Source organism: Pirellulales bacterium, assembly GCA_035939775.1.
In the GTDB taxonomy this organism is placed as follows: domain Bacteria; phylum Planctomycetota; class Planctomycetia; order Pirellulales; family DATAWG01; genus DASZFO01.
On the sequence record DASZFO010000134.1, the window covers coordinates 37,451 to 49,997 of the forward strand.

General features: G+C 60.6%; 10 protein-coding genes. 6 read left to right on the plus strand and 4 right to left on the minus strand.

What is annotated here, in order from left to right; all coding sequences use genetic code 11:
• Nucleotides 1-81 precede the first annotated feature (81 nt).
• Nucleotides 82-1,935, plus strand: coding sequence for a hypothetical protein (locus VGY55_08700; protein ID HEV2970056.1), 1,854 nt, complete (start codon nt 82-84; stop codon nt 1,933-1,935).
• Between the two features lie 26 nt (nt 1,936-1,961).
• Here the strand turns inward: VGY55_08700 and VGY55_08705 are convergent, their stop codons facing one another.
• Genes VGY55_08705 through VGY55_08715 form a run of 3 tightly spaced genes read right to left on the minus strand, consistent with a single transcriptional unit; the run spans nt 1,962 to nt 4,451 of the window.
• Nucleotides 1,962-2,834, minus strand: coding sequence for a ribonuclease H-like domain-containing protein (locus VGY55_08705; protein ID HEV2970057.1), 873 nt, complete (start codon nt 2,832-2,834; stop codon nt 1,962-1,964).
• A 13-nt stretch (nt 2,835-2,847) separates the two neighbouring features.
• The gene (locus VGY55_08710) at nt 2,848-3,795 is read right to left on the minus strand and encodes a hypothetical protein (GenBank protein HEV2970058.1); all 948 of its coding nucleotides are present in this window, start codon (nt 3,793-3,795) and stop codon (nt 2,848-2,850) included.
• A 59-nt stretch (nt 3,796-3,854) separates the two neighbouring features.
• Complete coding sequence (locus VGY55_08715) at nt 3,855-4,451, minus strand: hypothetical protein (GenBank protein HEV2970059.1); 597 nt, start codon at nt 4,449-4,451, stop codon at nt 3,855-3,857.
• A 252-nt stretch (nt 4,452-4,703) separates the two neighbouring features.
• On the opposite strand from VGY55_08715, the gene VGY55_08720 reads away from it, so the two are divergent.
• A complete protein-coding gene (locus VGY55_08720) occupies nt 4,704-7,223 on the plus strand; it encodes a PSD1 and planctomycete cytochrome C domain-containing protein (protein ID HEV2970060.1) in 2,520 nt (839 codons plus the stop codon).
• A gap of 122 nt (nt 7,224-7,345) precedes the next feature.
• On the plus strand, nt 7,346-8,821 hold the full coding sequence (locus tag VGY55_08725; protein ID HEV2970061.1) for a DUF1501 domain-containing protein: 1,476 nt from the start codon (nt 7,346-7,348) through the stop codon (nt 8,819-8,821).
• Here the strand turns inward: VGY55_08725 and VGY55_08730 are convergent.
• Complete coding sequence (locus VGY55_08730) at nt 8,802-9,794, minus strand: energy-coupling factor ABC transporter permease (protein HEV2970062.1); 993 nt, start codon at nt 9,792-9,794, stop codon at nt 8,802-8,804. The genes VGY55_08725 and VGY55_08730 overlap by 20 nt on opposite strands.
• 294 nt (nt 9,795-10,088) lie before the next feature.
• On the opposite strand from VGY55_08730, the gene fhcD reads away from it, so the two are divergent.
• The 3 genes from fhcD (at nt 10,089) to VGY55_08745 (ending at nt 12,426) form a co-directional block, all read left to right on the plus strand.
• Nucleotides 10,089-10,994, plus strand: coding sequence for a formylmethanofuran--tetrahydromethanopterin N-formyltransferase (gene fhcD, locus VGY55_08735; protein HEV2970063.1), 906 nt, complete (start codon nt 10,089-10,091; stop codon nt 10,992-10,994).
• A 78-nt stretch (nt 10,995-11,072) separates the two neighbouring features.
• Entirely contained in the window at nt 11,073-12,053 is a 981-nt protein-coding gene (locus VGY55_08740) for a hypothetical protein (GenBank protein HEV2970064.1), read from the plus strand.
• A 34-nt stretch (nt 12,054-12,087) separates the two neighbouring features.
• Nucleotides 12,088-12,426, plus strand: coding sequence for a P-II family nitrogen regulator (locus tag VGY55_08745; GenBank protein HEV2970065.1), 339 nt, complete (start codon nt 12,088-12,090; stop codon nt 12,424-12,426).
• Nucleotides 12,427-12,547 lie beyond the last annotated feature (121 nt).

Below are 12,547 nucleotides of genomic sequence, written 5' to 3' on the forward strand. Positions count from 1 at the left end.
CTCCTTGCACGGTCGCTGGGAGCGACTTAGGCTTTATGAACGTGGGCAGGGGTGAAAATGCGTATGCGGGGAGGAGCGGTTATGTCGCGAAAAATGATCCTGACGGGCCTGTTTGTCGGCCTGACTGCGGGAGCCGTTTTGCTCGGAGCGTATTCGTCGTGGGGCCAGGAAAAGCCGCCGGCGAAGACCCCGGCCCCGATCAAGCCGCTGCCGCCAGCCAAGCCGATCGAACCGCTCAAGCCGAAGGAGCCAGCCAAGCCACGACCGGCGGACAAATCGCTCGATGCCGGTCAGCCGACCGTCATGGGATCGATGCCGGACGACGCGACTCGGGCGGCGCTGGCCAAGAAGGTCGAGTTGGATTTCGCCGATGTCCCGCTGCAAAAGATCGTCGATGCCCTGGCCGCGCAGACCAAGCTGGAAATCATGGTCGCGGCCAAAGATTCGGCCGCGACCGACGCCGGCCCGAAACAGAATCTGACAGAAAACGGACCACGGACAACGGACCACGGACCAACAACCGCGCCCGACGCCGCCCCGAAGCAGAATCTGACCGTCCATCTCAAGGGAGTTTCGGCTTTGAGCGCTCTCGATCTCATCTCGCGCGATTTGGGCTGGACGTGGTTCGCCGATGAAGGGGCTGTGGTCATCACGAATGATGATCGGCTCCCATCGGTCGCGCAGGTTTACAACGTGCGCGACCTGGTGCTCGCCCATCCAAACTCGACCGGACATGAGGATGAAACGCTCGACTACGATTATTCATCGCTGGCTGAGGTCATCACCGGGGCGATTTCATCGCCCAATTGGTCGGCCGACGCGAACGTGCTCCAGGATTGCAGCCCCTTCCACGGCACCTTCACCCTCGCCCAGGATCAAAAGGTCCAAGACCAAGTCGCCGCGCTCTTGGCCGCCTTGCGCAAATCGCGCGACTTGAAGCCGCAGCAGTACGACGCCAGCGTGAACGCCGGCTTGGGAATCTCGCCGACCGATGAGACGGCGATCGACAAGGCGCTGGTGAAAGAGGTCTCCGCGCAGCCCACCGCCGCGAAGCTCGACGATCTGGCCGAATGGATTCGCAAGGCGTTCGGAATCCCGGTGCATGTGGACGCTCATGCCCGCGAGGCCGGCTTGCCGAACACGGCCGCGGCGCAGAATGCAACCGCGGTTCCCGACGCAGCAGCAACAAAACCCGCGGCGCCGAACTCGCCCGAGGCGCCGGTGACCGTCGTTGGCTCGCCGCTCGGCCAGGCGCTCGATATGCTGTTGGAGGATTCCAAGTTGGCGTACACGGTCAAAGATGAGGTGCTGTTGATCACGACCAAGGACGACGAAAAATCGCTGCGCACCGTGCGCGTCTATCCGGTCGGCGACCTGATCGGCGGCGATTTCGACAAAGACGGCGTCGACGAGGAATACGGCCGGCTGCTCGATGTGATCACCCGGTCCATCGATCCCGATTCCTGGGCCTCGCTCGACAAACCCAAGTCGGGCAATGCCTACATCAGCTATCTGCCGACCGGCCGCGCCGTAATTTGCACTCAAACCCGCGCCGACCACGGGCACGTGGCGGAAATCGTGGCCAAGCTCCGCAAAGCGATCGGCGAGCAGCCCGCCGCGACCGCTCCACAGCCAGCCTCCGCCGACGGTTCGGCGAAGGAGGGGAACCATCCGCTGAGCATGAAAATCTACAAGCTCAACGCCGACCTTCCGGCGGACGATTTCGTCGCGGTCGTGAAAGACCTCGTCGAGCCGAAGAGTTGGACCGGCGAAGCCTACATCCACGGCGTCCCCGGCGCGATCGTCGTCAAGCAAACCGGCGCGATCCAAAAGCGCGTCGAGAAGATGCTGATCGACCTGAATGCCATCCCCGACCCAAAGAAATCGCCACCATCCGGCACGCCGACGCTGGTGGGGAAGCGGAAGGCGATCTAGCGGCGATTATCTGCCCCGACGTTTGTTTAACGCCAAATCGCACCGACGGGAACGCGTGTCGGTTCCGCTGCAAAAATCGGACGGGCAACACGCGCCACAGTCTGCTGGTCGGCTTCAAACGCAGGCTCCGGGAGCAATGGCGATGGCAACGAGTGGCTGTCGGAAAACGGCGTTGACTTCACTTTCTCGTTGTGTGCATGCACCATGAGTGCGTGAAGGGCAATCGTATCGCGGATATTGTATGCCAAGAGCGTTTCAAGGGCCTTGGCGTTTTTCCGCCGTTCGTACTCCCTCCAAAGCAGAACCGCGGCGAAGCCATCGACGTCCTCCAGGCCCGGGCGAGCAATACCCACTTGGCGTTCGCAGCCCTTCAGACCGCCCTTGATGCCAAGGCTATTAAGCGCATATCTCAAGTCGATGTGCGCAAGAGGAATATTTACGCAGAAGAATCGCTCGATGAATGGGACATCGAAGCAGCGGCCGTTATAAGTTACCAGCAGAGAATAGTCCAACAAGTCCTTCGGAAAGTCGTCTAGGTTCTCTCCATTGACGTAGTGGCGGACAGACAGGCCATCGTAAATGACTGCGGTTGTAACTTTGTGCCACGCATACAGCCCGGTGGTCTCAATGTCCACGAATGCGCAGGAATCGTGGAAGTCGCGGAAAAGTCGCCAGAGCTGACTGCTCGGTAGATTCTCGGCGAAGTATCTGGCGTTCCGATCCGCGTACTGCCGGCCGGATTCCTCGATATGGCGAGACCACGAATCTCGCCAATGTCGTGGCAGGCATTGCGGTGTCGCTTCACGGACCGCGTTCCAAGAGGTTATCCCAGTCGACCACAGGGCCCGCTCGGTCGTCTCGCCGATACCAGGAATATGGCAGAAAGTGTTGGTCAACATGGCATCCCTCTCGCTACTTTGCTTGGCTGATCGAACAGCTTGCGCGAAACTCACATGAATTGCATTTCCACGCCTCCGGGAGACGGGCGATTGCACCAACGTCTACCAAATTGAATGCGGACAACGTCCCCTCAGCGTTGGCGATATCCACCGGCTCCTCCCAGGTTTCTGTGGTCTCGTTTTGCAAGACGTGAATCTGTACTCGCTTTTTCGGTCGGATAAAGAAGTACCCGTACAGGTCGGCTTGGGCGAATGCGACTGGTTTCGTGAAGCTTAGCAGCGACCGGCTTCGAGTGCTTTTGTATTCGTATGCGAATTCATCGGTGATACCGTCGGGCATACCCACGACGACGTAGCTCCTCCACGGAAAGTGCCAGCGCATCGTGGGATATTTTTCTGCCCGTAATGCTTGATCGATCTTTCCTCGCAACATGGCCTCGTCCCTGGAGACGATGACGCGAACACGGTGCGCCGCTGCATTTTCTTCTTGGAGCTTCCGTTGCAGAGGTCCACGGTCCGGGTCAACCATCTGAGCTCGGCTGCCGTTTCCGCCCATCCGTCTTATCCTCACAAAGGTCGGACTCGCTTTCGAAAAGTGCCGGTTGCGCTCCGAGGTCTGTCGCTGATCCTCCTCACAGAGTTTTTGCACATCGGCGAAAGTGATTTTACTTCCGACGCCTAAAAGGGAATCATCATCCGTTGGCAGCGCGTTGATGATGCCCAAGCGGTCCGCAAACCTAACGCGGTCAGCCAAATAGGTGGTGAAGAAAGTCAACTCGTTTGCGCGGCTCTTGAGCACCGCTTGTTGTTCGCACCAGCGCTGTTGAGCCACGTCGGCAATTCCGACAAAGACCAGCCTGTCCCGCGGCGCGCCCCGGCGATCCTTTTCGAGCATTAACAAATGGCGCAGCCATTCGCGGTTGTTGCAAACCCGAGCCAGACTCCTCATCACTTCGTTCATGGCAATTCAAATCGTCGTTTCGGTCGCTATTCGTTTGACGTATCACAAAAACCGCGGATTCATGCGCTCTTGCTTTTCCGTTTTGCTGTTGCTGATCGTGCGCTCTTAGTCGATTCCGTTTGGCCTGCCGGATTCCGATGCCACCGACGGCGAAACGCCAACGTCCACCACGGGTCTTTCTTAATGTCGATTCCCGCGTCCCGTTGCTCCCAAAACCATTGAATTACGGCAATGACGCCCCACGCATGGGCGTAATCCAGTTTTCGCAGCGATTCGGCCAGACTTCCGACCGCCGCCTCCCGATCCTTGCTTTCCGATTCCCCAAAATACCACTCGTCACCAGCGCTCTCCAGCCTGTGTGTGTCTTCAACGGCCGTCGCCAATAGTTCACCTGGATTTGCGAAGTCCGGGTCGAACCGCTTGCCGCGAACCACCGTTGCCAAGAGTGCCCAATCGTGCAGCCGGTGCTCGAGTACGCGATCGCCGATAAAGTCTGAGTAGGATTCTGAGAATGTGCGGGCGTTATCCGCCATCGCTCGAGAAAGCAAAGCCGCCCAACATTCCACTGCCTGATTGAGGGCCGGAGCCGAATTGCCTACGATTTCAATCGCTTTTGGGGCGGGATACACCGAGTAACGTGTGTCGGAACGGGCCATAACCTCCTCCTTAATTGACTACAGCTTATCCAGGCGTCGCCAGGTTGTCAACATTTATTATGACAAAATGGTGACACAGGGATTCGGAGCCTCACGGCTAGAAGTGCCGAATCGTCGAGTTCAACGATTTATCCACGTCGATTCGTGATATAATCGTCATCCCGCATTTATTCTGTCGCCGGGTTTCATTCCGATTGGTGGCGCCCGCTGCCGATTGCCCCACCTTTTCGCTGACTGATAGAAAACGACCAAATGCATTGGCATCGTCTAATTTGCGGCATTACCGTCTTCGCGATGGTTGCGGCCTCGTCAGCTTGGTCGCTGGCAGCCGACAATTCGAAGAAGCCGACAACTTTCGATGCCGCGAAGCTCCCGCCCGCGACTGCGCGCGAGGTCGATTTCATTCGCGATGTTCGCCCGCTGTTCGAGGCCCGGTGTTGGAAGTGCCACGGGGAGGCGAAGCATGAATCGGGGTTGAGCCTGTTTCGCAAGGAGTCGGCGTTTGCGGGCGGGGATGGCGGCAAGGCGTTTGAGCCGGGGAAGAGTGCCGAGAGCCGGTTGATTCGGTATGTCTCGGGGCTCGATTCCGAGACGGTCATGCCGCCGGAGGGAGAAGGGGAGCGGTTGACGGCAGAGCAAGTTGGCTTGTTGCGAGGCTGGATCGATCAAGGGGCGAAATGGCCGGCGGAAGCGGATACGGCCGGGGCGTCGGCAAGCACGCACTGGGCGTATAAGAAGCCCGAGCGGGCGACGATTCCCGCGGTGAAGAACTCGGCTTGGCCGCGGAATGAGATCGACTATTTCGTGCTCGCTCGGCTGGAAAAAGAGGGGCTCGCGCCGCAGTCCGAGGTAGATCGCGCGCGACTGATTCGCCGCGTCTCGCTCGATCTCGTCGGCCTGCCGCCGACGGTCGAAGAGGTCGATGCGTTTCTGGCGGATAAGGGCCCGGACGCGTATGAAAAAGTGGTCGATCGGCTGCTCGCCTCGTCGCGCTACGGTGAGCGCTGGGCGCGGCCCTGGCTCGATCTGGCCCGCTATGCCGATACGCACGGCTACGAGAAGGACACGCGGCGGAGCATGTGGCCCTATCGCGATTGGGTCATCAATGCTTTGAACAAGAACATGCCGTTCGATCAATTCACGATCGAACAATTGGCCGGCGATCTGCTGCCGAACGCCACGCTCGAGCAGAAGATCGCCACCGGCTTTCACCGCAACACCATGATCAACATGGAAGGGGGCGTCGATCCGGAGGAGTATCGCGTGGCGGCCGTGATCGATCGCGTGAACACGACGGCGACCGTCTGGCTCGGCACGACGCTCGGCTGCTGCCAGTGCCATAGCCACAAATACGATCCGTTCAAGCAGAAGGAATACTACCAGTTCATGGCCTTCTTCAATAACACGGCCGATACGGGTTCCAACGAGAACCCGAAGGTCGAGGTCGCGGCGGAGGGGCGAGGGACGAGGGACGAGGGACGAGGGGACGCAGACCGCCGAAAAGTTGAGCCCGTTGTGATTGCGGCGATCGAAGAAAACGCGACGGATGTGAAGAGCGAAAACGGCGCGAAGAGCCAAAGCGAAGCCAAGAACGATTCGTTAGTCGGCTCGCTTGCGAGCCGATCCGCAGCCCCCGCCGAGACGAATGATAAATCCGCCGAAAAGAAACCGAAAGCCAAGAAGAAACCCGAGCCGCCGAAGCTCACGACGCTCGTGATGCAGGAATTGCCGAAGCCGCGAGAGCAGCATCTGTTCGTCGGCGGGAGCTTCTTGAATCCGGGAGAAGTGGTCTCACCGAACGTGCCTGCGGTCTTGAATCCGTTCCCGGCCGATCAGCCGCGCAATCGATTGGGCTTGGCCAAATGGCTCGTCGATCCGGCCAATCCGCTCACGGCGCGAGTCGCGATCAACCGCATCTGGGCGCAGTATTTCGGCAGCGGCATCGTGCTCACCATCGAGGATTTCGGCACCAAGGGGGAGCGGCCGATGCATCCCGAGCTGCTCGATTGGCTGGCGACCGACTTCATCCGCCGCGATTGGGATTTGAAGGCGATGCACCGGCTGATCGTCACCTCGGCCACCTATCGGCAATCGTCGCGAGCGACGCCCGAGCTGCTCGAACGCGATCCGCAGAATCGCCTGCTGGCCCGGGGGCCGCGCGTGCGGCTCGAAGCGGAATTGGTCCGCGATCAGGCCCTGGCCGCCAGCGGTTTGTTGAGCCCCAAGATCGGCGGGCCGAGCGTCATGCCGCCGCAGCCCGACGGGATTTGGAGTTCGCCGTATAGCGGCGACCGTTGGGCCACTGCGGCGGGCGAAGACCGTTGTCGTCGCGGCCTGTACACGTTTTGGAAGCGGACCGCCCCGTATCCGTCGTTCACGAGCTTCGACGCTCCAAGCCGCGAGTTTTGCGTCGTCCGCCGCCCGCGAACCAATACGCCGCTGCAAGCGCTCGCAATCTTGAACGACCCGGTTTACATCGAGGCAGCACAAGCCCTCGCCCGCCGAATGGTGAAGGAACCCGACCGCGCCGACGCGACGGCGCGGCTCGTTCGCGGCTTCCGGCTCTGCCTGGCCCGCACGCCGGAGCCGGCGGAGTCGGATCGGCTCCTGTCGCTGTATAATCAGGAACTCGATCGCTTCCGCGGCGACGCCAAATCGGCCCAGTCGATCGGCGGCAAGCTCGACGGCGCGGCGCCCGCCGCCGAACTCGCCGCTTGGACGGTCGTGGCCAACGTGCTGCTGAACCTCGACGAGACGTTGAACAAAGGATGATTGCTCTAAAGAGTGAATTACGAGGAAGTTTTTATGAGGAACCCAGGAAGGCAGGAGAGTGGATTTAGAATCCGAGGCTCGTTTCCTGGATTCCTGGTCTCCTCATAAAACATGGTGTTGCTATGGACCTGCGCATTGAGCAATTGAAGGCGACGACGCGGCGCTACTTCTTTCAGCGCTCGGCGACGGGGATCGGCGCCGTGGCGCTGGCGGCGCTGGCGAATGAGGGGCTTTTCGCTGGAGATGCGCCGCAAGCCGCGGCAACAATCCCCGCCGCGGCCGCCAATCCGCTGGCGCCTAAGCCGCCGCACTTCCCAGCCACGGCGAAGCATGTGATCTATTTGCACATGGCCGGCGCGCCGTCGCAGCCGGAGCTGTTCGACTTTAAGCCGAAGCTGATCGAATTGAACGGCCAACTTTGTCCCGAGTCGCTTTACAAGAAGGAGCGGTTCGCGTTCATCAAGGGAGTGCCGAAGATGCTCGGCACGCCGTACAAATTCGCCCGTCACGGCGAGTCGGGGATCGAATTGTCCGAGCTGCTGCCGAATCTGGCGAAAGTGGCCGACGACATCGCCGTGGTGAAGTCGATGGTCACCGATCAGTTCAACCACGCCCCGGCGCAGATTTTCTTGAACACCGGCTCGCCATTCATTGGCCGGCCGAGCATGGGCTCTTGGCTCACCTATGGCCTGGGGAGCGAAAGCGAGAACCTGCCCGGCTTCGTCGTTTTGCTCTCCGGGCCGAACGGCCCCGACGGCGGCACGTCGCTGTGGGGAAGCGGCTTTCTGCCGAGCATTTATCAAGGAGTGCAGTTCCGTTCGCAAGGCGATCCGGTGCTATATGTCTCGAACCCGCCGGGGATGGATGCCGCCCTGCGCCGCCGCTCGCTCGATGCGCTCCGCGATCTGAACCGCATGCAGCTTGCCGAAATCGGCGATCCGGAAACGCTCACGCGGATCGAGCAATACGAAATGGCCTACCGGATGCAGAGTTCCGTGCCGGAGCTGATGGACATTCACGCGGAGCCGCAGTCGATTCACGAACTGTACGGCACGGAACCGGGCAAAGTGTCGTTCGCGAACAATTGCCTCTTGGCCCGGCGGCTCGTCGAGCGCGGCGTGCGGTTCGTGCAGCTTTATCATTGGGGCTGGGACAGCCACGGCACGAGCGCGGGGGACGACATCATGCACTCGCTCCCCGAGCGCTGCCGGCAGTGCGAAAAGGCCAGCGCCGCGCTCGTGCAAGACCTCAAGCAGCGCGGGCTGCTCGATAGCACCCTCGTCGTGTGGGGCGGCGAATTCGGCCGCACCCCGATGAACGAAGAGCGCAACGGCTCAAAATTCCTCGGCCGCGATCATCATCCGCATTGCTTTTCAATCTGGATGGCCGGCGGAGGCATCAAGCCGGGCTTCACGCTCGGCGAGACCGACGAGCTGGGCTACCACGTGACCGAAGACAGAGTCCACGTCCACGACCTGCAAGCCACGATCCTGCGCTGCCTGGGACTCGACCACACGAAGTTGACCTACCAATACCAAGGCCGCCCGTTCCGCCTGACGGACGTTTACGGCAACGTGGTCAAGAAGCTGTTGGCGTGAAAGGCCGCGACAGCCGGCGCGATTCGGCTGAGGCAGCGATCATCCGCCGCATCAGGATGCTCGACACGCCGGCCGCGGAAAATGCCGCCGCCACGCCGATTGCCCCGGCCAGCGCGATCCCGAGCGCCGGCGATTCGATGCCGGCCAGCTTGTAGTCAGTGATCGGCGTGGAGACGAGCCGCGCTCCCCCTTGCTCAGCGAGTCCCAAGCGGCCGGCGACTCTCTCCAGCCCGTCGGGCGCGGTTGAAGCCCAGGGAGCCAGCATAAGCGCAATGAGCAGCGCTGCCGCGAAACCGATCGTCGATGCTTTGCGCCAGCCAGTGGTCGAACTCGCGCCAAGTTGCCGCGATGAATCGTACAGCATGGCAGGCGCAATGCGCATCAGCAGCACGATGACGGCCGCAGTGATCAATGCCTCGCAAACGCCCATCAGGGCATGCACGCTGACCATCGCCGGCAGCACATCACCGAAGCGAAATGTCCCGGCGGCGGCCAGTTCGCACGAACAGAGCGCGGCGGCGGCGATCACAGTGACCCAGCTCGCCGCCGCGGCCGCGACCACTTTTCCCAGTGGGCTCGACGCGAAGCGCTGAATGCCCTGGTAAGCCGCGTAGCCGAACATCGACCCGATCACGCCCATGTCCAGGATATTCGCCCCGAGCGTCGAAACTCCGCCGTCGCCGAACAGCAGGCATTGCACGGCGAGCACGATCGCGATCGCCCATGTTCCGAGCCACGGACCGAGAATCGCCCCGGCGAGAACACCGCCAATCAAATGCCCGGATGTCCCAGCGGCGATCGGAAAACTGACCATCTGCGCGGCGAAGATCCCGGCGCTAGTGGCGGCCAAAAGCCGCGCCGACGGGCCTCCCTCGCGCCGGGCTTGAATCGCGGCAAACGCCAGCGCCCCGGCCGCCGCCACGGATGTGACCGCACAGGTGGTCGGGTCCAAATAATGATCGGGCAGGTGCATCGTTGATTCCTTCGCTGATTGAACAGGCGAGCACGAAACCTTGAATCCATGCCAGTTCCCATTCTGCCGAACGAGCGAACTCGTGGCAAGCTGGGTTTCGAGTCCCCTTGCAGGCTGAGAATCCGGCGTCAATGATGTAACGATTGTCGATACTCCGGCGTGATTGTTGAAAGGCTTTTTTATGAGGAGGCCAGGAATCCAGGAGGAAGGCTCACGATTCAAAACCGTTCCTCTCCTGCCTTCCTGGCTTCCTCATAAAAACTCTTCTTACTTTTGGTCTGCAACGGCGCTTGGATGTATATTGGCTCAACTTTAATCGAAGCGACATTTGCCGAGGCGTTTCGGTTGCGTTTCGTGCGATTGGTCGTCACGGCACACGACGATTATTGGCGGCGGGCCGCGGCCGGCGAGGCGACCGGCTACGCCAGCTCGATTATCGGCTGCGATGCCGAGGCCGGGATCGAGCGCTGGCTCGAGCCGGAGGAAACGCCCGACCGCCGGCCGGGAGTGGCGCTCCTGGCGTTCGGGTTTTCGACCGAGAGCCTCGGCAAGGCGATTCTGGCGCGCACCGGGCAATGCCTGATGACCTGTCCGAGCACGGCGGTTTACGATGGATTGCCCGACGCGACGGATCGCGTGCCGCTAGGCCGACTGCTGCGGTTCTTCGGCGACGGCCATCAGAAGAGCAAGCTGATCGGCTCTCGGCGGTATTGGCGAATTCCGGTGATGGACGGCGAGTTCCTGGTCGAGGAATCGCTGGGCGTCGAAAAAGGAATCGGTGGCGGAAATGTGCTGATTCAAGGCACGTCGCTCGAAGGCACGCTCGACGCCGCACGCCGCGGCATCGCGGCCATCGCGCCACTGCCGGGCGTGATCGCGCCGTTTCCCGGCGGCGTCGCGCGCAGCGGCAGCAAAGTCGGCTCGCGCTACAAAGCGCTCAAGGCCTCGACCGCCGAGGCCTTCTGCCCGACGCTCTGCGGCCGGGTCGAAAGCCAATTGCATCCGGAGGCGAATTACTGCCTAGAGATCGTGATCGACGGGATTGACGAAGCGGCGATCCGCCGCGCAATGACCGTCGCGATTCGCGCCGCGGTGGGACCGGAAATCGTCGCCATCTCCGCCGGTAACTACGGCGGCAAGCTGGGAAAGTTTCATTTCCAGTTGCGCGAGCTGCTGGCGGCGGGAGAGAGTGGCAAGTGACAAGTGGCAAGTGTTGTGCGACGCCGGCGTTGTCGAATGAGCACGTTTTTTCGATGCAGTGTCGCTAGAATTTGGGACATGATCGACGAGCCAACCAAAGCTGATCCGCCCATCGCCGCCGGCAAGCCGTGCCGCCGCTGGTTTCAGTACAGCCTGCGCTCGCTGATGGTGTTGGTGCTGCTGGCAGGCATCGGGATGACGTGGCTTGTCGCGATCAAGAATCGGGCCGAGCGACAGAAAATGGCGGTTGAGACAATCCTGAAAGGCGGCGGGTTTGTCGTGTACGACTTTCAGATGCAAATACTTCCGTCCGGCGCATCGAACTACACAGATAATGCGACGCCGCCTGGACCAGCATGGCTTCGGAAGGTGTTGGGAGACGATTTTTTCACAAACGTAGTCGGGGCGCGAATCGTGACAGAGGCCGGTTTGGATCAAATCGAACTTTTGAGCCGGCTTCAAAAGCTTGAATTGAACGGCGTAATGATCACCGATTCTAGATTGGAACAGCTCAAGCAAGCGATCCAGCTCGACGCGTTGACACTCGATAACACAAATATCGCTGACGCCGGGCTGGAAAAACTCGCCGGATTGAGACGACTTGAAACGCTCAGCCTTGCCAGGACCCAGGTCACCGATGCCGGGTTAGAAAAACTTGCCCAATTGAGGCAAATCAAGTACCTGGACCTTAGTTGGACCAAGGTCACTGATACTGGGTTGAAGCACCTACGTGGACTGACCCAACTTCAAGAATTGCGGCTCGGAAATACCCGGATCACAGGCGTCGGGCTAGAACAACTTTGCGATCTGCCCCAACTTCACAACTTGTACGTTGACGACACTCAACTCACCGATGCAGGCGCATTATCTTTGTCGCGACTGAGCCAACTCCAGAAGTTGGATTTGGACGGCACTCCGGTGACGGATACCGGTATGGAGGCGCTTCGCGAACTTAAGAATCTGCGCGGGTTGCAACTTTCTAGAACTCGAACCCACGTCACCGACGAGGGCGTCGCAAAACTTCATCGAGCACTCCCGGACTGCCAAATTTACCGCTAGTAAGACAAGACTCTCCAATCAAGAAAGCTCCGTCATGAGAAAGATCGAAGCCGTCATTCGCCATTTCAAGCTCGAGGAAGTCAAGGACGCGCTCAATGCCAAGGGGGTTCAAGGTATGACCGTCACCGAGGTCCGCGGATTCGGCCGGCAGAAGGGGCAGAGGGAGACTTATCGCGGGGCGGAATATGCCGTCGATTTTCTTCCCAAGGTCAAGATCGAGGTCGTCGTCGCGGACAACGACGCAGCCGACCTGATCGACACGATCATGAAAACAGCCCGCACCGGTCAAGTCGGCGACGGCAAAATCTTCCTCAGCGAGCTGCTGGAAGTGATCCGCATCCGTACGGGGGAGACCGCGGAAACGGCGGTGTGAGCGGAGGGGGCTCGGGACTGGGGGCTAGGGGCTCGGAAATGGCTGCCGCTTCGCGGCGAACGCGTGAGATCATCGTAGTTGGTGTGCCTGACCTTCGTGAACGCGCCGAGTCCGCTTGCGC

Coding starts and splice junctions, on each gene's coding strand:
- VGY55_08700 (HEV2970056.1), top strand. CDS start 82: ATGTCGCGAAAAATGATCCTGACGGGCCTGTTTGTCGGCCTGACTGCG.
- VGY55_08705 (HEV2970057.1), bottom strand. CDS start 2,834: ATGTTGACCAACACTTTCTGCCATATTCCTGGTATCGGCGAGACGACC.
- VGY55_08710 (HEV2970058.1), bottom strand. CDS start 3,795: ATGAACGAAGTGATGAGGAGTCTGGCTCGGGTTTGCAACAACCGCGAA.
- VGY55_08715 (HEV2970059.1), bottom strand. CDS start 4,451: ATGGCCCGTTCCGACACACGTTACTCGGTGTATCCCGCCCCAAAAGCG.
- VGY55_08720 (HEV2970060.1), top strand. CDS start 4,704: ATGCATTGGCATCGTCTAATTTGCGGCATTACCGTCTTCGCGATGGTT.
- VGY55_08725 (HEV2970061.1), top strand. CDS start 7,346: ATGGACCTGCGCATTGAGCAATTGAAGGCGACGACGCGGCGCTACTTC.
- VGY55_08730 (HEV2970062.1), bottom strand. CDS start 9,794: ATGCACCTGCCCGATCATTATTTGGACCCGACCACCTGTGCGGTCACA.
- fhcD (HEV2970063.1), top strand. CDS start 10,089: ATGTATATTGGCTCAACTTTAATCGAAGCGACATTTGCCGAGGCGTTT.
- VGY55_08740 (HEV2970064.1), top strand. CDS start 11,073: ATGATCGACGAGCCAACCAAAGCTGATCCGCCCATCGCCGCCGGCAAG.
- VGY55_08745 (HEV2970065.1), top strand. CDS start 12,088: ATGAGAAAGATCGAAGCCGTCATTCGCCATTTCAAGCTCGAGGAAGTC.